This is a genomic window from Dyella sp. SG609, from assembly GCF_012275375.1.
GTDB classification, from domain to species: Bacteria; Pseudomonadota; Gammaproteobacteria; order Xanthomonadales; family Rhodanobacteraceae; genus Dyella_D; species Dyella_D marensis.
Map to the genome: position 1 here is coordinate 48,394 of NZ_JAAZQJ010000003.1, position 22,760 is coordinate 71,153.

A 22,760-nucleotide genomic window follows, 5' to 3' on the forward strand; every position below is an offset into this window, starting at 1 on the left:
TGCAGGCTCTTTTCATGTGCGCTGCATGTTCAGGAAATGTAGAGGCATATAACCCGTCCCCTAACGTGGGCTGTACGAGTGCGCACGATCGCGACGCGATTCTCGCCATCGCATCGGAACATTCCTCTACTATCGACCCGGTTTTCGTCCGGCAGAAGTGGTTTGACGAAACAGGGGGATGTCGGTTTCGGGTTCGCGTATTGCGCGGCCTCCACATCTTTTTGCAGAGTCAGGCAACGCTGTGTTCCAACGTATCCTGCTTGTGTGTGTGGGCAACATTTGCCGTAGCCCCACCGCCGAATACCTGTTGAGGGATCGCCTGTGCGATGCCTCGCTCGAGATATCGAGCGCCGGCCTGGGCGCGCTCGAAGACCATCCCATGGACGCCACGGCGGCTGCGCTTCTTGCGGAGCACGGCATCGATGCGAGCGCGCATCGCGGACGCCAGCTGCAGCCGTCGATGCTGCACGAGGTGGACCTCGTGCTGGTGATGGAGAAAAGCCATGCCGCCCGCATTGCGCGCCTCGCGCCCGAGGCCAGCGGGAAAGTGCTCCTGCTCGGCAAGTGGCTAGGTGAAAAGGAGATTCCAGACCCGTACGGGCAATCGCGCCCGGCCTTCGAGCATGTCTACGGACTGATCGACCAGGCCATCGCGCGCTGGCAGCCGTATCTGACCCCCTCCTTCTCCAGAGCGGCCTCCTCATGACCGATCCCCGCCCCGTTACCCAGCAGCGCAATGACGAAGAACTCGACCTCGGTGCGATTCTCGGCACGCTGGTCGACAACAAGTGGCTGATCTTCGCCATCACCGGCCTGTTCCTCGCCTGCAGCCTCGCCTACGCCTTGCTCGCCACGCCGATCTACCAGGCCGACGCGATGGTGCAGGTGGAACAGAAAGTGCCCGAACTGCCCGGCATCAGCGCACTGAGCCAGACGCTGGGTGCGTCCAACTCGCAGGCCAACACCGAGATCGCGCTGATCACCTCGCGCGCGGTGATCGGCAAGGCGGTGGACGATCTGAAGCTCGACATCAATGTGTCGGCGCGCCATTTCCCGCTGATCGGCACCGGCATCGCGCGGCGCTTCGCTTCGGCCAACCCTGGCGAACTGGCCAGCCCGCTGCTCGGTTTCAACCGTTACGACTGGGGCGGCTCGAAGCTGGAGCTGCAGCGCATCGAAGTGCCGGACGACCTGCTCGGCAAGACCATGACGCTGATCGCCGGCGAGAACGGCGCGTACACGCTGTTCAGTCCCGACGGCGACGAACTGCTGCAGGGCGCGCCCGGCCAGATCGCCACCGGCCACGGCGTGACTTTCCAGGTCGGCGTGCTCAAGGCCAATCCCGGCACGCGCTTCGACGTGCGGCGCGAACGCGCGCTCACCACCATCAACCAGCTGCAGACCGCCATCCAGGCCACCGAGAAGGGCAAGGACTCCGGCATCATCGGCCTCTCGTACCAGAACGCCAACGCCAGGCTCGCGGTGTCGCTGCTCGACCGCGTCAGCGAGTGGTACGTGCGCCAGAACGTGGAATGGAACGCGGCCGAAGCGGCCAACAGCCTGAAGTTCGTGCAGGAACAGCTGCCCAAGGTGCGGCAGGACCTGGACCGCGCGCAGGCCGCGCTCAATGCGTTCCAGATCCAGGCCAAGTCGGTCGACATCACCATGCAGACCAAGGCGCTGCTGGACCAGAGCGTGGCGGTCGAGGCCAATATCCAGCAGCTGCGCATGCAGCAGGCCGACATCCAGCGCCGCTTCACGCCGGCGCATCCGGCCTACAAAGCGCTGATGCAGCAGATCGGCCAGCTGGAGGCGCAGAAGAGCGACATGGACAAGCAGGTCGGCGTGTTGCCCGACACCCAGCAGGAACTGCTCAAGCTCACCCGCGACGTCGAAGTCAGCAACCAGACCTACACCGGCCTGCTCAACCAGGCGCAGCAGCTGGACATCGCGCGCGCCGGCAAGGTCGGCAACGTGCATATCGTCGACAACGCCCAGGTGGACGTCACCAGCCCGGTGAAGCCGAAGAAGGTGCTGGTGGTGTTCGGCGGCACGTTTGTCGGCGCCTTCCTCGCCTTCGGCCTGGTGTTCGTGCGCCAGATGCTGAACCGCGGCGTGGAAGAGCCCTCGGTGATCGAGCAGCTGGGCCTGCCGGTCTATGCCTCGGTGCCGGTCAGCCCGACCGAGCACGAGATCGGCCTGTCCGACCACGCGCGCGGCGACGGCAGGCATCATCTGCTGGCGATCAGTTCGCCGGCGGATCTGGCCACCGAGGCCCTGCGCAGCCTGCGCACCAGCCTGCATTTCGCCCGGATGGAGGCGAAGAACAATGTACTGATGATCTCCGGCTCCAGTCCGGAGGCCGGCAAGACCTTCGTTTCCGCCAACCTCGCCGCGGTGATGGCGCAGGCCGGGCAGCGCGTGCTGGTGATCGACGGCGACATGCGCAAGGGCACGCTGCACAAGGTGATGGGCGGACGGCCGAACAATGGCCTGTCCGAACTGATTTCCGGCCAGATCGACGTGGACACGGCGATCCGCCCGCTGGCCTCGCTGGAAAACCTGCACTACATCGCGCGCGGCAAGGTGCCGCCGAACCCGTCGGAGCTGCTGATGAACCAGCGTTTCGCCGAGGTCATGGAGCAGCTGATGCCGCGCTACGACCTGGTGCTGATCGATACGCCGCCGATCCTGGCGGTGACGGATGCCTCGATCATCGGCCACATGGCCGGCACCTGCCTGCTGGTGGTGCGCTTCGGCCTCAATCAGGCGCGCGAAATCGCCCTGGCCCGCCAGCGCTTTGCGCAGAACGGCGTGGAGATCAAGGGCGCCATCTTCAACGCGGTCGAGCGCCGCAGCAGCGGCTACTACTCGTACGGCTACTACGAATACAAGAACGGCACGTAAGCAGCGGGCGCGCGAGCGGAGCCGCGATGGCTCCGCCCGCGCATGAATGGCGGTGTTGCGCGCGAGCGGATTTGCGATGCGCGTCGTGAATTTGGCCGTCACGCTTCATGAACCTGTCAAGAGTGCAGGCGAACATCTGGACGTTTGGACGGCTAAACGTTGATGCGTTTCGCTGTATCTGAAATGCGTCGCGCACGCGTCGTCGTGCTTCAGGTGTGAGTAAAGAAGCGCTTGCCACAGTACGTGGCTCTCGTGTTCGCAGCCGAGCCGAGAGGCTCTCCCCTTCACGGTCCATCGACACAGGCTAAGACGCCGGACCGCCACTATCTGGAAGATCGGATGCAGCAAGTGATCAATGCCAAGATTGCCGTCATCGGCCTGGGCTACGTCGGCCTCCCCCTGGCCGTGGAATTCGGCAAGAAGTACGACACGGTGGGCTTCGATATCCGCACCGCGCGGGTGGAAGAACTGCGTGCCGGAAAAGATTCGACGCTGGAAGTGGAAGCCGAGGAACTGCAGTCCGCCACGCGGCTGCGCTACAGCGACGCGCTGGAAGACCTGCGCGACCGCAACGTCTATATCGTGACGGTGCCCACGCCGATCGACGCGGCCAAGCGGCCGGACCTGGGGCCGCTGGTCAAGGCCAGCCAGATGCTGGCGACGGTGCTCAAGCGCGGCGACGTGGTGGTGTACGAGTCCACGGTCTATCCAGGCTGCACCGAAGAGGTGTGCGTGCCGCTGCTGGAAGCCGGCTCGGGCCTGAAGTTCAACCAGGATTTCTTCGCCGGCTACAGCCCGGAGCGAATCAACCCGGGCGATAAGCAGCATCGCGTGACGACGATCCTCAAGGTCACCTCCGGCTCCACGCCGGAAGCGGCGAGCTACGTCGACGCGCTGTACTCCAGCATCATCACCGCCGGCACGCACAAGGCCAGCAGCATCAAGGTGGCCGAGGCGGCGAAGGTGATCGAGAACACCCAGCGCGACCTCAATATCGCGCTGGTGAACGACCTGGCGATGCTGTTCAACAAGCTGGGCATCGACACGCTCGAAGTGCTGGAAGCGGCGGGCACGAAGTGGAACTTCCTGCCATTCCGTCCGGGCCTGGTCGGCGGCCATTGCATCAGCGTCGATCCGTATTACCTGACGCACAAGGCGCAGGAAGTAGGGCACCACCCGGATGTGATCCTGGCGGGCCGGCGCACCAACGATGGCATGGGTCCCTACGTGGCCGGTGAAGTGGTGCGCCTGATGGTGCGCAAGGGCATCAACCCGGTGCGCGCGAAAGTGCTGGTGCTGGGCCTGGCCTTCAAGGAGAACTGCCCGGACCTGCGCAACACCCGCGTGATCGACATCGTGCAGGCCTTGCGCGACTACAACGCCGAGGTGGATGTCCACGATCCCTGGGTGGACGCGGACGAGTGCCGGCACGAATACGGCCTGGCGACGATCGGCGATCCCTCGCGCGGCTCGTACGACGCCGTGATCGTGGCCGTGGGCCATCGCGAGTTCGCCTCGCAGGGCGCCGCGGGCATCCGCAGCTACGGCAAGCCCGAATCGGTGGTCTACGACGTGAAGTACGTACTGCCGCGCGAGGCGGTAGACGGGAGGTTGTGATGAAAATCCTGGTGACCGGCACGGCAGGCTTTATCGGTTCGCACGTCGCACGCAAGCTGCTGGCGCGCGGCGACGAAGTGATCGGTGTGGACAACCTCAACGACTACTACGACGTGGGCTTGAAGAAGGCGCGTCTGGCACGCGTGCAGGCTTTCCCGGGCTATACGCATGTCAAGGCCGATCTGGCCGACCGCAACGCCATGGAAAAGCTGTTCGCCGACCATCGCCCGCAGCGCGTGGTGAATCTCGCCGCGCAGGCCGGCGTGCGCTACGCCGCCACCAATCCGCATGTGTACGTGAGCAGCAACGTCACCGGCTTCCTGCACGTGCTGGAAGGCTGCCGCCACCACGGCGTGGAACATCTGGTATTCGCCTCGACCAGCTCGGTCTACGGCGCCAACCGCGACCTGCCGTTCTCCGAGCACCGCCCGGCCGAGCATCCGCTGACGCTCTACGCCGCCACCAAGAAAGCCAACGAGCAGATGGCGCACAGCTACGCCCATCTGTATGGGCTGCCGGCCACGGGCCTGCGCTTCTTTACCGTGTACGGTCCCTGGGGCCGGCCGGACATGGCGCTGTTCCTGTTCACCAAGGCCATCCTTGCGGGCGAACCGATCCGTGTGTTCAACGAAGGCCGGCACAAGCGCAGCTTCACGTATATCGACGACATCGTCGAAGGCGTGGTGCGCGCCCTCGACACCGTGGCCGGCAAGGACCAGGCATGGGACGCCATGCGCCCGGACCCCGCCACCAGCGGCGTCGCGCCCTACCGCCTCTACAACATCGGCAACGAGCAGCCGGTGGAACTGCTGCGCTACATCGAGGTGCTGGAGCAGTGCCTCGGGCGCAAAGCCACCATGGAAATGCTGCCGCTGCAGGCCGGCGACGTGCCCGAGACCGAGGCGGACGTATCGAGCCTGGTCGAGGCCGTGGGCTACCGGCCGAAGGTGTCGGTGGAGCAGGGCATCGCGGCCTTCGTGGACTGGTATCGAACCTATTACCCCGCCGCGGCTCCCCGCGCGGCCGTCGCAGGAGTCGCTTCATGAAGAACTTTGCTTTGATCGGCGCCGCCGGCTATATCGCCCCGCGCCACATGCAGGCCATCCGCGACACCGGCAACAAGCTGGTGGCCGCCTATGACCCGAACGATTCGGTCGGCGTGATCGACAGCTACTTCCCCGAGGCCGACTTCTTCACCGAATTCGAGCGCTTCGACCGCCATATCGACAAGATGCGCCGCGCCAGCCATCCGCAGCGCGCCGACTATGTGGCGATCTGCTCGCCCAACTACCTGCACGACTCGCATATGCGCTTCGCCATGCGCTCCGGCGCCGACGCCATATGCGAGAAGCCGCTGGTGCTCAATCCGTGGAATATCGACGGCCTGCGCGAGATCGAGCAGGACACCGGACGCAAGATCAACACCATCCTGCAGCTGCGCCTGCACCCGGCCATCGTGGCGCTGCGCGAGAAAGTGCGTTCCTCCAAGCGCGCCGCCAAGCACGAGGTGGATCTGGCCTATGTGACGTCGCGCGGCCACTGGTACCTGCAGTCGTGGAAGGGCGACGCCAAGAAGTCCGGCGGGATCGCCACCAATATCGGCGTGCATTTCTTCGACATGCTGCATTTCATCTTCGGCGAACTGCAGCAGAACGTGGTGCACCAGCTGTCCGACACCAAGGCCGGCGGCTATCTGGAATACGAGCATGGCCGCGTGCGCTGGTTCCTCTCGGTGGACGTGGAAGACGTGCCCGCCGCGCAGCGCCTGGCCGGCCAGCGCACCTACCGCTCCATCACGGTGGACGGCGAGGAGATCGAGTTCTCCGGCGGCTTCACCGACCTGCACACGCGCAGCTACCAGGAGATCCTGGCCGGCCGCGGCTTCGGGCTGGAGGAAAACCGCTGCGCCATCACCACGGTGTCGGATATCCGCCACGCGGCGCCGGTCGGCCTGCGCGGCGAATACCACCCCTTCCTCACACGCAATGCCGGCTGAGGCGCTTATGGCCTATTACCAACATCCCAGCGCGATCGTCGACGACGGCGCCCAGATCGGCGACGACTCGCGCGTATGGCATTTCGTCCACGTCTGCGGCGGCGCGCGCATCGGCAAGGGCGTGTCGCTGGGGCAGAACGTGTTCGTCGGCAACCGCGTGGTGATCGGCGACCACTGCAAGGTGCAGAACAACGTGTCGGTGTACGACAACGTGACGCTGGAAGAGGGTGTGTTCTGCGGCCCCAGCATGGTGTTCACCAATGTCTACAACCCGCGCTCGCTGATCGAGCGCAAGGACGAATACCGCGACACCCTGGTCAGGCGCGGCGCCACCCTGGGCGCCAACTGCACCATCGTCTGCGGCGTCACCGTGGGCGAGTACGCCTTTGTCGGCGCCGGCGCGGTGGTGACCCAGGACGTGCCGGCCTATGCGCTGATGGTCGGCGTGCCGGCGCGCCAGATCGGCTGGATGAGCGAATACGGCGAGCAGCTCGACCTGCCGCTCAGCGGCTCCGGCGAAGCGCTGTGCCCGCATACCGGCAAGCGCTATGTGCTGCGCGAGGGCCGGGTCGGGCGCGAGGAGGTCACCGCGTGATCGACTTCATCGACCTCAAGGCGCAGCAGGCGCGCATCAAGGCGCAGATCGACGAGGGCATCCAGCGCGTGCTCGCGCACGGGCAGTTCATCCTCGGGCCCGAGGTGGCGGAGCTGGAAGAAAAGCTCGCCGCCTACGTGGGCGCGAAGCACTGCATCAGCTGCGCCAACGGCACCGACGCGCTGCAGATCGCGCTGATGGCGCTGGGCGTGGGGCCGGGCGACGAAGTGATCATGCCGGGCTTCACCTTTATCGCCACCGCCGAAACGGCGGCGATCCTGCATGCGAAGCCGGTGTACGTGGATATCGATCCGCATACCTATCTGATGGATCCGGCCCTGCTGGAGGCGGCCATCACGCCGCGCACCCGCGCCATCATGCCGGTATCCATCTACGGCCAGTGCATGGACGCCGACGCGATCAATGCGATCGCCGCGCGCCACGGCCTGCCGGTGATCGAGGACGCCGCGCAGAGCTTCGGCGCCAACTACAAGGGCCGCCGTTCCTGCAATCTCAGCACCATCGCCTGCACCAGCTTCTTCCCGAGCAAGCCGCTGGGCTGCTATGGCGATGGCGGCGCGATGTTCACCAACGACGACGCACTGGCCACCGCCATGCGCCAGATCGCGCGGCACGGCCAGGATCGCCGCTACCACCACGCGCGGGTCGGCATGAACAGCCGCCTGGATACGCTGCAGGCGGCGATCCTGCTGCCGAAGCTGGCGATCCTGGATGAGGAGATCCGCCAGCGCCAGCAGGTGGCGGCGGCGTATGCGCGGCACCTGGGCGAGGCCGGCGTAGCACCGCCGTTCGTCGAGTCGCACAACCTCAGCGTGTATGCGCAGTACACCATCCGCGTGGAGGAGCGCGAAGCGCTGCAGGCGCGGCTGAAGGAAGCCGGCGTGCCGACCGTGGTGCATTACCCCGTGCCGCTGAACCGGCAGCCGGCAGTGGCCGACGCGGACGCGCAACTGCCGGTCGGCGACCAGGCCGCACGCGAAGTGCTCAGCCTGCCGATGCATCCGTACCTGTCCGAGGCGCAGATCGCGACGATCGTCGAGGGTCTCGCCGCGGTACCGGCGAGGTAGGCGCCGTGATTGACCTGCTCGCCCGCTGCATCAGCGGCTCCGTGAACTGGGCGGAGCGCCGCAGCCATGCGCGGCGCCTGCGCGGCTACCCGGGCGTGGCGGCCTCCGCCACGGTGGGGCTGGGCAGCAAGCTGATCGGGCCGAAGGAGAACTTCCGCATCGGCGAGCACAGCTATCTCAACCAGGCGCACCTGTCCTGCGGGCCGGGTTCGCGCGTGGTGATCGGGCGCGGCTGCGCCATCGGCTACAATGTGTCGATCAAGGCGCTCACGCACGACCCGGCCAAGCCGACCACCAATGCCGAAGGTCCGCTGCGCCACGTCGAGCGCGACATCGTGATCGGCGACGACTGCTGGATCGGCGACAACGTGTTTATCCGCGAAGGCGTGGTGCTGGGCGACCGCATCATCGTCGGCGCCAATTCGGTGGTGACCCGGTCCTTCGCCGGCAACCAGATCATCGCCGGCATTCCCGCCCGGGTCATCCGGGAGCGCTGAGGCCATGCGCACGCCTGCCACTCGCGACGACATCCACGTGCTGGTCATACCGTCCTGGTATCCGGCCCGGCCCGGCGACATCAGCGGCAGCTTCTTCCGCGAACAGGCGCTGGCCCTGCACTGGCATGGCTGCAAAGTGGGCGTGATCTATCCGCAGCTGCGCTCGCTGCGCCACTGGCGCGGCCCGGCCGGCGGCGAACGCGGACTGCGCCGCGAGTTCGACCAGGGCATGCCGGTGCTGCGCTCGCCGGGCGTCAATCCGTTCCCGCTGCTGCACGGCGCCGCCGCCGCATGGTGGGTGCGCCATGGGCTGAAGCTTTATCGGCGCTACGTGGCCGAGTTCGGGCGCCCGGACGTGGTGCACGCGCATGCCGCGCTGTACGGCGGCGCGCTGGCGCGGCAGATCTGGCTGCGCGAAGGCGTGCCGTACGTGCTGACCGAGCACAGCTCGATGTATCCGCGCGGCCGGGTCAGCCGCACGCAGGCGCGCATCGCCCGCGAGGCGGCGCGCGAGGCGCGGCGGCGCTTTGCGGTGAGCGCATCCTTCGGTGGTTTCCTGGAAGGCTATTTCGGCGCCGACGCGGGATCGTGGGAGGTGATGCCGAACATCGTCGACGCCTCGTTCGGCGAGCGCCCGCTGGGCGAGCCGGCGGTCGGCGGCGACTTCACTTTTCTTACCGTGGGTGGCCTCAACGAGAACAAAGGCATCCACCTGCTGTTCGAGGCCTTCGCGCGCGGCTTCGCCAGCGAGCCGGGCGTGCGCCTGCGCATCGGCGGGCATGGGCCGGAACGCGCGCGGCTGGAGAAACTCGCCGCGCAGCTGGGCATCGCCGACCGCGTCGCCTTCCTCGGCGCGCTGACGCGCCAGCAGGTGGCGGAGGAACTGGCGCGCGTGCAGGCCCTGGTGCATCCCAGCCGCTACGAAACCTTCGGCGTCGCCATCGTGGAAGCGCTGGCGATGGGCCGCCCGGTGGTGGCCACGCGCTGCGGCGGCCCGGAAGGCATCGTCACCGCGCGCGACGGCCTGCTGGTGCCGGTGGACGACATCGACGCACTGGCGCGGGCCATGCACGAATTGCGCGCGAATATCGGCCATTACGATGCGGCGGCCATCCGCCAGGCCTGCCTGGCGCGCTTCGGCGAAGCCGCCGTGGTGGCTCGCCTGCGCGAAACCTACGAAGCGGCGGCGGGACGGAAACTGCCCGCCGCGCACGATCGCGTGGTCGTGCCGCTGCGCAAGGCGGTCGGCCAGTGAACAAGAACAAGCTGCTCGGCTTCGCGCTCGGTCCGCTCGGTTCGGCGGCGGTCGGCTTTGTCACCCTGCCGATGCTGGCCTGGTTCTTCAGCGCCGAGGACATCGGCCGCATCTCCATGCTGCAGGTGGCGACCAACTTCGCGGTGATCCTGTTCACCTTCGGGCTGGATCAGAGCTATGCGCGCGAGTACCACGAGTCCGCCGACAAGCCCGCGTTGCTGAAGGCGGCGGCGCTGCCGGGCCTGGTCGTGCTGGGCGTGCTGCTGGCGGCGCTGCTGGGCATGGCGCCGGGCTTGTTGTCGCAGGCCTTGTTCGCGGTGGACGACGGCGCGCTCAGCGCGATCGCCGCGGCTTCGATCTTTGCCACCTTCGTCTCGCGCTTCCTGTCGGTGATCCTGCGCATGGAAGAGAAGGGCTTCGCCTTCTCCATGAGCCAGGTGCTGCCGAAGCTGCTGTTCCTGGCCCTGGTGGTGGCGTATGCGCTGGCGGTGCCGGGGCGCACCTTCTTCATGCTGCTGGCCGCGTACACGCTGTCGATCGTCGCGGTGATGTTCGCCTATGCGTGGAACACGCGGCATGCCTGGGTGCCGGCGCTGGCGGCGCGGCTGGACCGGCGGCGGCTGCGCCCGCTGATGGCGTTCGGTTTTCCGCTGATCTTCGGCGGCGTCGCATCCTGGGCGCTGATGGCGATGGATAGGGTGTTCCTGCGCCAGTTGTCGACGCTGACCGAGCTTGGCGTGTTCTCGGTGGCGGCCAGCATCGCGGCCGCGGCCGGCATCGTGTCCAGCATCTTCTCCACCGTGTGGGCGCCGACCGTCTACCGCTGGGCCGCCGAAGGCGATGCGCAGGCAAAGATCGACGCGGTCACCGGCCATCTGCTGGCCGCGGTGGTGCTGATCTTCGTCGCCACCGGCCTGCTGTCCTGGGTGCTGGCCCTGGTGCTGCCTTCGACTTACGACCGCGTGCAGTACATCGTCGCCGCCAGCCTGGCGCCGCCGCTGCTGTATGCGCTGTCGGAATGCGCCGCGGTGGGCATCAGCCTCGCGCGGCGCAGCCTGTATTCGATGCTGGCTTCGTTCCTGGCGGCGGCGCTGAACGTGGCGGGCAACTATCTGCTGGTGCCGCGGCTGGGCGCGGGCGGCGCGGCGATTTCCACCGCGGTGTCGTTCCTGCTGTTCCTGATCGTGCGCACCGAATTCTCGTGCCGTGTGTGGCGCCCCGTGCCGCGCGCGCGGCTGTATCTGGCGACCTCGGCGGCGACCGGCCTGGCGGTGGCCTTCGTGCTGTCCGGCGAGCGCCACCGCGGGCTGTTCCTGTGGCTGTGGGCGGGCCTGGGCCTGCTGTCGCTGGCCTGGTTCCGTCCTTCGCTGGCGCTGGCGCTGCAGGCCAGCGTAAAGCTGATGCAGGGTGCGCGGCTGCGCGCGGCGAACGTATCGCCGCAGCTGCGCAGGAATGGAGTGCAATGAGCAAGGTCAATCTTTTCCTGTTCGCGGCCCATCATGCGACCGGCAACGTGGCGGCGCAGCGTTTCAAGGGCCTGGTGAAATACCTGGACGCGGATCGCTACCGCGTCCACGTGCTGGCGCGCGCGCATGGCGCCGCGCCTGTCGTGGCCGGCTCGCCCGCGGTGGAAGTGATTCCGCTGCCGGGGCATTGCGTGGGCAGCGAGTCCTCGCTGGCGTCGTCGCTGCTGAGCATGGCCTCGGCCTTCGTGCCGGCCCTGCCGTTCTCGCCGCTGGCGCGCGGCTCCGCCGCGCGCCGCCCGTGGCTGGTCAATGCGCTGGCCGAGGCGGACCGCCGCTGCGGCGAACGCATCGCCGCCGGCGAACGCTGCGTGGCCGTGGGCACCTACTCGCCGATCGACGCATTGATCGCCGCATCCAGCCTGGCTTCGCGCCACGGCCTGCCGTGCATCCAGGATTTCCGCGACGGCCTGGTGTTCGAGCCGCTGGGCCGCGCCGGCCGCGTCGCCGACGCCGCGCGCCGCATGATCGAGGCGCGCGTGATCGAAGCGGCCAGCCTGGTCACCTCGGTGAGCCCCGCGCTGGTGGAAGATTTCGCGCGCCGCTATCCGGGCAAGCGCGTCGGCCTGCTGCCGAACGGCTTCGATCCGGACGACTTCGCCGCGCATATGGACGAGGACGCGCAGGAAGCCGCCGCCCTGCTGGCGCGCCAGATTCCGCCAGGCGCCATGCTGATCGGCCATTTCGGCCGCGTCGGCGCCAGCGATGCGTCGGCGTCGCAAAGCCTGGACCGCTTCGTGTCGCTGATGAACGCGATCGAGGACGGCCAGGCGCGCCGCCACGTGCTGTTCGTGGGCGAGCTGACCGAGCGCGAACAGCAGTCGCTGCAGCGCGCGCGCTTCGGCGTCACCACCATCAAGCCGGTGCGGCGCGGGCTGGCCCTGCAGCTGATGAAGCGCTGCGACCGCCTGCTGCTGCTTACCGGCAACCGCGTGTGCTGCGCCACCGGCAAGGTGTTCGAGTACCTGGCCTCGGGCGTGCCGGTGGTGTGCGTGTCGGGCGTGGAGAACGCGGCCTCGTCGATCCTGGCCGAGACCGGCGCCGGCCAGACCCTGGTGACGCAAGGCGGCGGCGAAAGCGCCGAAGCCCTGCGCCGGATCATTGCCGCGCCGGCGGAAGGACGCCGCGACATCGGCGCCTACAGCAAGGTGGCGCAAGCCGGCGTGCTGGATCGCTGGATCGCCGACATGGTGGCCCTATGAATCCGTCCCTCTCTCCTTCGATGCGCGGCATGCGCAGCCCGGTGCCGATGAGCGAGCGCAGCATCACGCGCCGGCATCTGTTCCTGCTGGCGGCGATCGGCCTGCTGTTCCTGGCGGTGGTGATCCCCAACTCGCTGCCGGTGCCCACCGCGGCGATGCTGGGCCTGACCGCGGTGCTGGCGCTGCCCGGCTTCCGCTTCGGCCTGGGCTTCAAGAAGCTGCTGGCGCTGTACGTGTGCACGGCCATGGTGACCGTGATCTACACCGCGGTCGGCTATCTCAACGACGCGCCGCCGGAAGCCGCGGCGCAGATGCTGGTGATCTACATCCTCTCGCCGCTGCTGTGGATGCTGGTGGCCGCGGGGCTGATGCGCGCGCCGGGGCCGGAGCGGCTGGTGGACTGGTTCGCGATCCTCACCGTGTTCGCCTGCGCCAGCGTGGCCTTGTACTTCTATCTGTACTTCCACTACGGCGCGGACGCCGTGTCGTTCTTCTTCAAGGGGCAGGCCAACATCAACCTGCAGGGCGGCTTCGCCGGCGCGATCATGCACGTGTACGGCTCGCTGATCTTCCTGGCGGGCGGTTTCTACAGCTCGCCCGAACTGATCCGCAGCCGCCTGCTGCGCATGGCGGTGCTGGCGATGATCTTCGTCTGCGCGGTGACCTCGGGCCGTTCGGCGCTGATCCTGGCCATTCCGGTGGGCTGGGTGCTGGGGCGCCTGCTGGCGCCGCGCACGCTCGGCTTCCATCGCAGCCTGACCTCGCCGCTGTCGCGCATGATCAAGGTGGGCCTGCCGATGCTGGTGGGCATGGTCGCGGTGGTGGTGCTGCTGCAGACCTATACCAGCGTGCGCCTGGACGTGATCTACGACAGCTTCGCCGACAAGATCAGCTCCGGCGGCGGCACCTCGCGCGTGGGCATGGCCGGTTCGCTGTTCCAGGGCATTCTCGACAATGGCGGCATCGGGGCGGGCCACGGCAAGGGCGTGAGCTTCGTCAGCAGCGCCGAATACCCGTGGCGCTACGAGCTGGTGTGGCTGGCCACCATCTACCGCGTGGGCCTGCTGGGCGCGGCGGTGTATGCGTTCCCGTTCTTCGTCTACATCGTGCGCGTGCTGCGCCTGGCCAGGGCCAGGCAGCTGCCGCCGCACCACAAGTTCCTGTTCAGCGCCTTCGTGGCCGCGTTCATCGCCTCCAATACCAATCCTTATATCGAAGCGTTCGCGTTCCAGTGGATGTACACCATCCCGCTGGTGGCGCTGTTCGTGGAATACCCCGCCGGGGTGGAGCGCGTGCCTGCATGAAGCGTCTGAAGGTGATCCTGTTCGCCCGTTACTCCAGGCTGGGGCCCAGCACGCGCCTGCGCAGCCTGCAGTACCTGGAAGAGCTGGAACGTCGAGGCATCGACGTGGACGTGCACGAGCTGTTTCCGGATTCGTATCTGGAAGGTCTCTACGGCGGGCGCCCGCAGGCGACCAGGTACACCGCGTGGCGCTATTACGGCCGGCGCATCGCCGAACTGATGCGCAACAGCGACCACGACCTGGCCTGGATCGAGGGCGAGCTGTTTCCGTACCTGCCCTACGGCCTGGAAGCGCTGCTGTCGCGCCATGCGCGGCCCTACGTGGTGGACTACGACGACGCGCTGTTCCACAAGTACGATCTCTCGCCCAGCCCCGTGGTGCGCCGCGTGCTCGGCCGCAAGATCGACCGCGTGATGGCGCGCTCCGCCTGCGTGATCGCCGGCAATCCGTACCTCGCCGCGCGCGCCGAGCAGGCCAAGGCGGGCCGGGTGGAGATCATCCCCACGGTGGTGGACGAATTGCGCTACGACACGGTGGAGCATGGCGGCCGCGCGCAGCCGGTGATCGGCTGGATCGGCTCGCCGGCCACCGAGCATTACGCCCTGGACCTGCGCGACGTGCTGATGGACGTGTGCGCCGGCGGCGCGGCACGCGTGCTGCTGGTCGGCGCGCGGCCCGAAGTGGCGGCGCAGTTCGAGGGCGTGGCGGTGGACGTGCTGCCCTGGTCCGAGGAAACCGAAGCCGAGCTGATCGCCCAGATGGACGTCGGCATCATGCCGCTGCGCGACGGACCGTGGGAACGCGGCAAGTGCGGCTACAAGATCATCCAGTACATGGCCTGCGGGTTGCCGGTGGTCGCCTCGCCCGTAGGCGTCAACGCGGACATCGTGCGGCACGGCGACAACGGCTTTCTCGCCTCCAACGATGAGGACTGGCGCCAGGGCCTGCGCCAGCTGATCGGCAGCCCCGAGCTGCGCGCGCGCCAGGGGCGCGCCGGCCGCCACCGGGTGGAAGACCATTACAGCCTCGCCTCGCAGGCCCCGCGCCTGGCCGACGTGCTGCGCAACGCGGAGGCACGCTGATGTGCGGCATCGCCGGATTGTGGATACCTGCCGGCGCGCCGCGCGGGCGGCTGGAGCGCCAGGCGCTGGCGATGACCGCGCGCCTGCTGCATCGTGGCCCGGACGACGGCGGCGTGTGGGCCGATGAGGCTTCCGGCATCGCATTGGCGCAGCGGCGCCTGGCGATCATCGATCTCTCGCCGGCCGGGCATCAGCCGATGTATTCGGCCTGCGGCCGCTATACGGCGGTGTTCAACGGCGAGATCTACAACCATCTCGACCTGCGCGCACGCCTGGCCGCCGAAGGCAACGCGCCGGCATGGCGTGGCCACTCGGACACCGAAACCCTGGTGGCCTGCATCGCCGCGTGGGGACTGGAAGCCGCGCTCAAGGCCTGCATCGGCATGTTCGCTCTGGCACTGTGGGACCGCCGCGACCGCAGCCTCGCGCTGGCGCGCGACCGCCTGGGCGAGAAGCCGCTGTACTACGGCTGGCAGGGCGAGGCGCTGGTGTTCGGTTCCGAGCTGAAGGCGCTGAAGGCGTACGAGGGTTTCCGCCCCGACGTCGACCGCGACGCGCTCACCCTGCTGCTGCGCCACAACTGCGTGCCGGCGCCGTACAGCATCTACCGCGGCGTGGCCAAGCTGCGGCCGGGCCATGTGCTGCGGCTGCAGGCGGGCGGTCCGCGCGAAGCGGAGCCGCAGCCGTACTGGCGCTACAACGACGTGGTCGCCGAAGGCATGGCCGAGCCGTTCTTCGGCAGCGAGCAGGAGGCCGTGGACGCGCTGGAGTCGCAGATCGCGCAGAGCGTGCGCGCGCAGATGCTGGCGGACGTGCCGCTGGGCGCCTTCTTGAGTGGCGGCATCGACAGCAGCACCATCGTCGCGCTGATGCAGAAGCAGAGCAGCCGCCCGGTAAAGACCTTCACCATCGGTTTCGGCGAGGACGGCTACGACGAAGCCACGCATGCCAAGGCAGTGGCCGCGCACCTGGGTACCGAGCACACCGAGCTGTACGTGCGGCCCGACGATGCGCTGGCGGTGATCCCCAAGCTGCCCGGCATGTTCTGCGAGCCGTTCGCCGACAGTTCGCAGATTCCCACTTACCTGGTCAGCCAGCTGGCGCGCCGCCATGTCACCGTCGCGCTCAGCGGCGATGCCGGCGACGAGCTGTTCGGCGGCTACAACCGTTACCTCGCCGCGCGGCGGGTGTGGGAACGCATGCAACGCCTGCCGTCGTTTGTGCGCCACGCCGCCGCTGGCGCCCTGCGCGCGGTGCCGCCGGCCACCTGGGACAGGTGGTACGAACGCGCCCGCGTGCTTTTACCTAAGCGCATGCACGTGGCCACGCCGGGCGACAAGGCGCAGAAGCTGGCCGGCGTGCTCGCGCTTTCCAGCGGGCAGCAGTTCTTCCACCAGCTCACCAGCCAGTGGAGCGAGCCGGAACACCTCGTGCACGGCGCGGCGGAACCGGCGACCTTGCTGACCGATCCGCAGGCCTGGCCGCAGACCGACAGCTTCGAGCACTGGATGATGGCGATGGATGCGCAGGCCTATATGGCCGACGACATCCTGGTGAAGGTGGACCGCGCGGCCATGGCCAACAGCCTGGAGACGCGCGTGCCCCTGCTCGATCCGCGCGTGGTCTCGCTGGCCTGGCGCATGCCGCTGCATCTGAAGATCCGCGACGGCCAGGGCAAGTGGCTGCTGCGCCAGGTGCTGTACCGGCATGTGCCGAAGGAATTGATCGAACGCCCGAAGCAGGGCTTCGGCGTGCCGCTCGACAGCTGGCTGCGCGGACCTTTGCGCGACTGGGCGGAAAGCCTGCTCGACGAAGGACGCCTGCGCCGCGAAGGCTATCTGCGCCACGCGCCGATCCGGCGCGTCTGGCAGGAGCATCTGAGCGGCAAGCGCAACTGGCAGCACCAGCTGTGGAACGTATTGATGTTCCAGGCCTGGCTGGGCGCCGAACAGGGGGAAACGGCATGAACGCGGCCACGGCAGGAAGGCGCATGCGCCGCCTGTGGCGCAGCCGCGCGAGCGACCCTTATCCCCGGAGCGGCAAGCCATCCCATGAAGATCGTCCTGTTCGCCAATACCGACTGGTATCTCTACAACTTCCGGCGCTCGCTGGCGCTGTCGCTGCATAAGGCCGGCCACGAGCTGCTGCTGCTGTCGCCGCCGGGCCCCTATGGCGAGAAGCTGCGCGTGCTCGGCCTGCGCTGGGAGCCGGTGCCGATGGAGCGGCTCAGCCTCAATCCGCTGCGCGAGCTGGCCCTGCTGCGCTATCTGGCGAAGCTGCTCAAGCGCGAGCGGCCGTCGCTGGTGCATGGCTTCACCATCAAGTGCGCGGTGTATGGCTCATTGGCGGCGCGGCTGGCCGGCGTGCGTGCGCGCGTCAACGCGGTGGCCGGCATGGGTTATGTGTTCACCAGCAACGACCTGAAGGCGCGTGCGCTGCGGCCAGTGGTGCGCGCGCTGCTGAGGCTGGCGCTGGATGGCGAGGGCGCGCGGCTGATCCTGCAGAACAGCGACGACGTGGCGCTGTTCGAGCGCGCGGGGCTGGTCGATCCCTCGCGCATCCGCCTGGTGCGCGGCTCGGGCGTGGACTGCTGGCGCTTCGTCAAGCGCGGCGGCGAGCGTTCGGGCGGGCCGTTGCGTGTGCTCGTCGCGGCACGACTGCTGTGGGACAAGGGCCTGGAGGAATACGTCGCCGCGGCGCGCGAGCTGCTGGCCGAAGGGCGGCGTATCGAATTCATGCTCGCCGGCACGCCCGATCCCGGCAATCCCGCGGCGGTGCCGGAAGAAACGGTGCGCGGCTGGGTCAACGAGGGCGTGATCAATTGGCTGGGCCATGTGGAAGACATGCCCAACCTGCTCGGTGCGGTGGATGTGGTTGCGTTGCCCAGCTATCGCGAAGGTTTGCCGAAGACGCTGATTGAAGCTGCGGCTTGCGCGCAGCCTTTGATCACTACCGATGTGCCCGGTTGCCGCGAAGTGGTCAGCGACGGCGTCGATGGCCTGCTGGTACCGGTGCGCGATGCGAAGGCGCTGGCGCATGCGATCCGCCGCTTGCACGACGATCCGGCGCTGGCGCGGCGTCTGGGCGAGGCGGCGTGGGCGAAGGCGCATGCGGAATTCGATGAGCGGATTGTGATCCGGCGTACGGTCGATGTGTATCGAGAATTGTGCGGGCCGTTGGCGATGCCGGTGGAGGAACCCGTGGCGCAAAGGCGTGTTGCGTAGCCGGCTATCGAGCTCTTCTCCCCCCCGGGGAGAAGATGCCGGCAGGCAGATGAGGGGCGGGTGCTTGCGGTAACGCTTCTACGAAGAGAAGAAGAGCTTTGAGCTTCTATCGACCTTCCGCTCACCGCTCCGCCCGGCCCCTCACCCCGACCCTCTCCCCGGAGGGGAGAGGGAGATGGAAGGTTGTCGCCAGAATGCAGAAGAAGTTCCTGCATCTTCCTGCGTCCGTATCGCAAGGAATGGGTTCATGCGCGAGTAAACCTCGCGCCTGCGCGTATCCCTAAACTCGGCGTTCCGGGGGAAGCCGATGAATGCGCATGTCTCGACGTGCGGCCAGCAGCGATCAGCTTCGAGGAACATCGACATGCCCGACACGCCGGCGAACGTACTGGACTTCCTGCCCAAGGAAGAGCACGCGGCGATCCGCGCGGGGCGCAGCAGCTACGACTGCACTGCTGGCATCCAGAAGGCCATCGACGGTTCGCGCCGCGTGCTGATTCCCGCGGGCGTCTATCCGGTGAAGCAGATCAACCTGCGCTCGGGGCTGGAGCTGTACGGCGAGGGCGCCTCGAGCGAGCTGCGCTCCTTCGACGATACGCTGGCCTCCGAATTCATGCTGGCCACCTACATCAAGGACGGCGGTACGCCGCGCGCGGCCGACAATATGCGCGACATCCACCTGCACGACCTGAAGCTCAACGGCCGCGTGGGCGAGTTCGGCTACGCGCAGTACTACTACCTGCTGGCGGTGAACGCCACCTCGGACCTGACCGTGGAGCGGATGACCTTCTTCGGCTTCCGCGGCGACGGCATGTACGTGGGCTCGGGCACCAAGTCCAACACCGAGCGGCACAACGAGCGGGTCACCGTGCGCGACTGCATCTTCGACGGCGCGGTGAAGGACAACCGCAACGGCCTTTCGATCATCGACTGCGACGGCCTGCTGGTGGAGAACTGCACCTTCCGCAATATCGGCAATGCCAAGCTGTCGCGCTCGGTGGGCGGTATCGATTTCGAGCCGGATCACGACTTCAGCGTGTACCGCAACGTGACCATACGGCGCTGCAACTTCATCGACATCGACACGGTGAACACCGCCGGCATCACCTTCTTCAACGGCCACCAGAAGGGCGGCAACATCGGTAACTGGCAGGTGCTGGATTGCCAGTTCCGCAATTGCTACTGGGGCATCGACAGCTCGACCCGGCCCAAGACCGCGGCCGACACGCCGGACAACCTCACCGTGCGCAACTGCCATTTCCTCAATTCGGTGCGCACCGACCTGGCGATCAAGGGCCTGAGCGGCGCGCGCGTGATGGGCTGCATCTTCGAGCGCTCGCCCCCGGGCAACGGGCCGGGCGGCGACGCGATCCGGCTGGGCGACATGGCGTCGGCGCGCAGCCGCAATGCGGTGAATGCGGTGATCACCGGCAATACGTTTATCGGGGTCCGTCCGCAGATGGGTGCGATCGGCGTACTTGGGGTGAGCGGACTGGTGGTGGCCGGCAATACCTTCAGCGATATCTACGGCACCTGCATCAATTTTTCCGAAGACGAATCGGCCGACAGCGCGCGGCATATCGGTTCGGTGGTGATCTCGGGCAATACGGTGCGGCGCACGCGCACGCTTGCCACGGGCAGGCCGGTGCCGATGGCCTTCCTGAGCACCGGCAAGAAGCTGCAGCTGAGCAAGGGCGACGTGCGGCTGGATGCGCAATCGTTCGAGTACGACAACAAGGTGGATGCCGGCGTACCGCGGGTGGCGAATGGGGCGGCGGTGGAGTTCGGCGGCAAGCGTTGACGTAGGTTGGGGTGACAACCCCAACACCGCCCACTTCATGCGCCCCGCAACGTTGGGGTTGTCACCCCAACCTACGCCCAGCCGCGCAGTCGATAGACCCACAAGCCGATGTATTCGTGCAAGGTGTGCGAGGCATCCCACAGCACCGCACGCCGCGGTTCCCATTCGCTGCCTGGCGCACGCACGGGTGGCAGCAGTGCGGGCGCGGGAATCACATGCAGCCCTTGCTTCTCGAAGCTCGCCGCGGCACGTGGCATATGCTCGGGCGAGGTGACCAGCAATACGGTATGCGCGCCGTCGCCGCGCAGGATCGCCGCGGAATTGCGCGCGTTCTCGTAGGTGGTATGGCTTGAAGTCTCCAGGCGCACCGCGGAGGAGGGCACGCCCTGGCGCTCCAGCATCGCGGCCATGCGCTTGGCGTCGTTCTCGCCGGAAAGCACCACCAGCGGCGCCCGGCTCGCGCGAAACAGCAGGTAGCCGAAGCCGACGCGGCTGTTGGCGATGGCGTCGCCGCTTTCATCGCGCCAGCTGTCCTTCTCGTCAGCCAGCGCTTCGCCGCCCAGCACCACGATGGCATCCGCCCTGGGGTAGTCCACCGCGGGCTGCGTGGCGTACTGGCCTTGCAGGCAGCGCTGCAGTCCGTGCGCGAACGCGGGCGTCGCGCACAGCAGCAGCCATAGCGGCGCGAGCGCGGCGATGCCCAGGCCCAGCCGATAGCGCCGCAGCACGATGCACAGCAGGGCGATGGCGCCGAGCAGCCACGCCTGGGTGATCGGGTGGCTGATGCTCAGGTTGGCCAGGTCGAACACGTACATGGCGCGGCGGAGGCGCTGGCCTGCGCCCCCGTCACTGCCCGCGCTGCTGCACCGCCTGGCTGGCGGCGATGGTGGAGCGGCGCGTGGTGCACACGATGTAGGTCAGCAGCAGGAAGCCGAACAGGCCCAGGCTGGCGAGCTGGCCGTAGTCGTGGATCAGGTGGCCGATAAAGGCCAGCAGGATCGAGGCGATCACCAGCACCAGCAAGGTCATGCGCGGACTCAGGCCGGTGCGCAGCAGGATGTGGTGGATATGGCCGCGGTCCGGCTTGAACGGCGACTGGTGGTTGCGCATGCGGCGGCACATCACCGCGAGCGTGTCGAGCGCGGGCAGGGCCACGCACCACAGCACGTCGGTGGGCAGCAGGTCAGAACCCGGGCTCTGGCTAAGGTCGATCAGCGCCCAGCCGAGCAGATAGCCCAGCACCGTGCTGCCGGCATCGCCCATGAAGATCTTCCGGCCGAACAGGCCGAGGTTGGCGGCGAGGTAGGGAATCATCGCCGCGCCGAGCATGGCGATCAGAACCGTGACACCCAGCGTGACGCCACCGTGATGGAACGCAAAGATCGAACCGATGCCGACCAGGCCCATGCTGCCGGACAAGCCGTCGATGCCGTCCATCATGTTGAACGCGTTGAGCAGTCCGATCACCGCGATGAGGGTGACCGGGATGCCGAGCGGGCCCAGCTGAAGCTGAACGCCGTTGAGCGTACCCAGCGAACGGATATAGACGTCTGTACTGCCAATCATCACGAACACGGCCAGGGTCTGCACGATCAGGCGCGTGCGCACGCTGAGCTCGTGGCGGTCGTCCAGCGAGCCCATGATGGTGAGGCCCGCGGCCGTGGTCAGCAGCATGCGGCTCATCTGCGTGGCGTCGCCGTACCACCAGGCGCCGACGAAGACGCCGCAGAACATCGCCAGGCCGCCTACCAGCGGCACGCTGCCCTGGTGCTGCTTACGGTCGCTGGGGCGGTCCAGCAGGCCGAGCGGCTCCGCCAGGCGGCGCAGAACGACAATCGCCACGGCAGAGGTGAACAAAGCCGCAGCGCAGGCGAGCATCGTTCTTGTGTCTTGCATATCGTGGCTTCCTCGGGGCAATCCAGTGGGGATGGCTCGCGTCGAATGGAGCGTCACGCGTCGCCTATCATCGCTCGCTTCTGCGAAGCGGTGATGACAAGAAGCTGATCGAGCGAGTCGCAACAGCGAAAAGCTTGCGCGACATCACGAACCCGCGACGGAGATGAGCCAGATGTATCGAAGCTCTTCGCGGCGAAGGGCAACTCTAAGCGATGTAAGTGAACGTCCAGTAGATTTTTCTCAATGTGGGTTGGTGTTGGTTCAGTCATTCACGCACGAACGAAGCTACAGTCCAGTCGCTTCACTCTCCGCATCTCCGCCATCACGCGACGCACCGAAGAGGATGCTCATGAAACTTCTTGCCGCTTCCATCGCAGCGACCTCCGCCCTGCTTCTGGCCAGCACCGCTTTCGCGCAGAACGCGCAGAACGCACAGCAGCAGCCGACCACCGTGAACCAGCTCATCGATCAGCAGCAGGCCAAGCCCGCGACGCCGGCGCAGCTGATCTCGCCCAAGAGCGCCAAGGGCGCCGCGCACGGCAGCATGAAGGCCAGCCATGCGGGTCCGGGTGCGGCAGCCGCAGCGGCCGTTGCAGGCACCGGCGGCACCGGTACGGGCGGCACGGGTACCGGCGGCACCGGCACCACGGGCACCACGGGTACGCATTGATTAGTTCTTAACGACGCGTTCGCATAAACGAACGCGTCGCTCGGCCTGCAGCCCGCGCGGCACGCAGGCCGGCACGTCTCACGTCATCGGTAGGGGGCCGAGG

Annotated in this window: 19 protein-coding genes; 17 read left to right on the forward strand and 2 right to left on the reverse strand. The window is 67.4% G+C overall.

Going from position 1 to position 22,760, the window contains the following annotated elements; translation table 11 throughout:
- Nucleotides 1–241 precede the first annotated feature (241 nt).
- The 16 genes from FHW85_RS06540 (at nt 242) to FHW85_RS06615 (ending at nt 20,091) form a co-directional block, all read left to right on the forward strand.
- Nucleotides 242–706 carry a low molecular weight protein-tyrosine-phosphatase gene (locus FHW85_RS06540; protein ID WP_343203616.1) on the forward strand — a complete coding sequence of 155 codons (465 nt, stop codon included), beginning with the start codon at nt 242–244 and terminating at the stop codon, nt 704–706.
- The gene (locus tag FHW85_RS06545) at nt 703–2,907 is read left to right on the forward strand and encodes a polysaccharide biosynthesis tyrosine autokinase (protein WP_167257118.1); all 2,205 of its coding nucleotides are present in this window, start codon (nt 703–705) and stop codon (nt 2,905–2,907) included. Before FHW85_RS06540 ends, FHW85_RS06545 begins: the two co-directional genes overlap by 4 nt.
- Nucleotides 2,908–3,246: 339 nt before the next feature.
- Nucleotides 3,247–4,524 (forward strand): Vi polysaccharide biosynthesis UDP-N-acetylglucosamine C-6 dehydrogenase TviB, encoded by a 1,278-nt coding sequence (gene tviB, locus FHW85_RS06550; protein ID WP_167257117.1) that lies wholly within the window; start codon nt 3,247–3,249, stop codon nt 4,522–4,524.
- Nucleotides 4,524–5,570, forward strand: a complete 1,047-nt coding sequence (locus tag FHW85_RS06555; protein WP_168647752.1) for an NAD-dependent epimerase — start codon at nt 4,524–4,526, stop codon at nt 5,568–5,570. The genes tviB and FHW85_RS06555 overlap by 1 nt, the downstream gene beginning before the upstream one ends.
- A complete protein-coding gene (locus FHW85_RS06560) occupies nt 5,567–6,520 on the forward strand; it encodes a Gfo/Idh/MocA family oxidoreductase (protein WP_168647753.1) in 954 nt (317 codons plus the stop codon). Before FHW85_RS06555 ends, FHW85_RS06560 begins: the two co-directional genes overlap by 4 nt.
- Before the next feature lie 7 nt (nt 6,521–6,527).
- Entirely contained in the window at nt 6,528–7,115 is a 588-nt protein-coding gene (gene wbpD, locus FHW85_RS06565) for a UDP-2-acetamido-3-amino-2,3-dideoxy-D-glucuronate N-acetyltransferase (RefSeq protein WP_168647754.1), read from the forward strand.
- Nucleotides 7,112–8,203 (forward strand): DegT/DnrJ/EryC1/StrS family aminotransferase, encoded by a 1,092-nt coding sequence (locus tag FHW85_RS06570; RefSeq protein ID WP_168647755.1) that lies wholly within the window; start codon nt 7,112–7,114, stop codon nt 8,201–8,203. Before wbpD ends, FHW85_RS06570 begins: the two co-directional genes overlap by 4 nt.
- A 5-nt stretch (nt 8,204–8,208) precedes the next feature.
- Nucleotides 8,209–8,700, forward strand: coding sequence for an acyltransferase (locus FHW85_RS06575; protein ID WP_167257112.1), 492 nt, complete (start codon nt 8,209–8,211; stop codon nt 8,698–8,700).
- A 4-nt stretch (nt 8,701–8,704) separates the two neighbouring features.
- A complete protein-coding gene (locus FHW85_RS06580; RefSeq protein ID WP_168647756.1) occupies nt 8,705–9,955 on the forward strand; it encodes a glycosyltransferase in 1,251 nt (416 codons plus the stop codon).
- Entirely contained in the window at nt 9,952–11,421 is a 1,470-nt protein-coding gene (locus tag FHW85_RS06585) for a lipopolysaccharide biosynthesis protein (protein WP_168647757.1), read from the forward strand. Before FHW85_RS06580 ends, FHW85_RS06585 begins: the two co-directional genes overlap by 4 nt.
- Nucleotides 11,418–12,680, forward strand: coding sequence for a glycosyltransferase (locus tag FHW85_RS06590; protein ID WP_168647758.1), 1,263 nt, complete (start codon nt 11,418–11,420; stop codon nt 12,678–12,680). Before FHW85_RS06585 ends, FHW85_RS06590 begins: the two co-directional genes overlap by 4 nt.
- Nucleotides 12,677–13,984, forward strand: a complete 1,308-nt coding sequence (locus FHW85_RS06595) for a hypothetical protein (RefSeq protein ID WP_167257108.1) — start codon at nt 12,677–12,679, stop codon at nt 13,982–13,984. The genes FHW85_RS06590 and FHW85_RS06595 overlap by 4 nt, the downstream gene beginning before the upstream one ends.
- Nucleotides 13,981–15,066, forward strand: a complete 1,086-nt coding sequence (locus FHW85_RS06600; RefSeq protein WP_210427723.1) for a glycosyltransferase family 4 protein — start codon at nt 13,981–13,983, stop codon at nt 15,064–15,066. Before FHW85_RS06595 ends, FHW85_RS06600 begins: the two co-directional genes overlap by 4 nt.
- Nucleotides 15,066–17,033 carry an asparagine synthase (glutamine-hydrolyzing) gene (gene asnB, locus FHW85_RS06605; protein WP_168647759.1) on the forward strand — a complete coding sequence of 656 codons (1,968 nt, stop codon included), beginning with the start codon at nt 15,066–15,068 and terminating at the stop codon, nt 17,031–17,033. The genes FHW85_RS06600 and asnB overlap by 1 nt, the downstream gene beginning before the upstream one ends.
- Before the next feature lie 84 nt (nt 17,034–17,117).
- A complete protein-coding gene (locus FHW85_RS06610; protein WP_168647760.1) occupies nt 17,118–18,290 on the forward strand; it encodes a glycosyltransferase family 4 protein in 1,173 nt (390 codons plus the stop codon).
- A 364-nt stretch (nt 18,291–18,654) separates the two neighbouring features.
- Complete coding sequence (locus FHW85_RS06615) at nt 18,655–20,091, forward strand: right-handed parallel beta-helix repeat-containing protein (protein ID WP_168647761.1); 1,437 nt, start codon at nt 18,655–18,657, stop codon at nt 20,089–20,091.
- Between the two features lie 71 nt (nt 20,092–20,162).
- Here FHW85_RS06615 and FHW85_RS06620 read toward each other — a convergent pair whose 3' ends face one another.
- Together FHW85_RS06620 and FHW85_RS06625 are read right to left on the reverse strand one after the other, a co-directional pair.
- The gene (locus tag FHW85_RS06620; RefSeq protein ID WP_168647762.1) at nt 20,163–20,906 is read right to left on the reverse strand and encodes a YdcF family protein; all 744 of its coding nucleotides are present in this window, start codon (nt 20,904–20,906) and stop codon (nt 20,163–20,165) included.
- Between the two features lie 31 nt (nt 20,907–20,937).
- Complete coding sequence (locus tag FHW85_RS06625; protein WP_243868155.1) at nt 20,938–21,987, reverse strand: undecaprenyl/decaprenyl-phosphate alpha-N-acetylglucosaminyl 1-phosphate transferase; 1,050 nt, start codon at nt 21,985–21,987, stop codon at nt 20,938–20,940.
- 349 nt (nt 21,988–22,336) lie between these two features.
- Here FHW85_RS06625 and FHW85_RS06630 point away from each other — a divergent pair, with 349 nt between their 5' ends.
- On the forward strand, nt 22,337–22,657 hold the full coding sequence (locus FHW85_RS06630) for a hypothetical protein (protein WP_167257005.1): 321 nt from the start codon (nt 22,337–22,339) through the stop codon (nt 22,655–22,657).
- Nucleotides 22,658–22,760: the final 103 nt, after the last annotated feature.

Coding starts and splice junctions, on each gene's coding strand:
- FHW85_RS06545 (WP_167257118.1), top strand. CDS start 703: ATGACCGATCCCCGCCCCGTTACCCAGCAGCGCAATGACGAAGAACTC.
- tviB (WP_167257117.1), top strand. CDS start 3,247: ATGCAGCAAGTGATCAATGCCAAGATTGCCGTCATCGGCCTGGGCTAC.
- FHW85_RS06555 (WP_168647752.1), top strand. CDS start 4,524: ATGAAAATCCTGGTGACCGGCACGGCAGGCTTTATCGGTTCGCACGTC.
- FHW85_RS06560 (WP_168647753.1), top strand. CDS start 5,567: ATGAAGAACTTTGCTTTGATCGGCGCCGCCGGCTATATCGCCCCGCGC.
- wbpD (WP_168647754.1), top strand. CDS start 6,528: ATGGCCTATTACCAACATCCCAGCGCGATCGTCGACGACGGCGCCCAG.
- FHW85_RS06580 (WP_168647756.1), top strand. CDS start 8,705: ATGCGCACGCCTGCCACTCGCGACGACATCCACGTGCTGGTCATACCG.
- FHW85_RS06590 (WP_168647758.1), top strand. CDS start 11,418: ATGAGCAAGGTCAATCTTTTCCTGTTCGCGGCCCATCATGCGACCGGC.
- FHW85_RS06595 (WP_167257108.1), top strand. CDS start 12,677: ATGAATCCGTCCCTCTCTCCTTCGATGCGCGGCATGCGCAGCCCGGTG.
- FHW85_RS06600 (WP_210427723.1), top strand. CDS start 13,981: ATGAAGCGTCTGAAGGTGATCCTGTTCGCCCGTTACTCCAGGCTGGGG.
- asnB (WP_168647759.1), top strand. CDS start 15,066: ATGTGCGGCATCGCCGGATTGTGGATACCTGCCGGCGCGCCGCGCGGG.
- FHW85_RS06610 (WP_168647760.1), top strand. CDS start 17,118: ATGAAGATCGTCCTGTTCGCCAATACCGACTGGTATCTCTACAACTTC.
- FHW85_RS06615 (WP_168647761.1), top strand. CDS start 18,655: ATGCCCGACACGCCGGCGAACGTACTGGACTTCCTGCCCAAGGAAGAG.
- FHW85_RS06620 (WP_168647762.1), bottom strand. CDS start 20,906: ATGTACGTGTTCGACCTGGCCAACCTGAGCATCAGCCACCCGATCACC.
- FHW85_RS06625 (WP_243868155.1), bottom strand. CDS start 21,987: ATGCAAGACACAAGAACGATGCTCGCCTGCGCTGCGGCTTTGTTCACC.
- FHW85_RS06630 (WP_167257005.1), top strand. CDS start 22,337: ATGAAACTTCTTGCCGCTTCCATCGCAGCGACCTCCGCCCTGCTTCTG.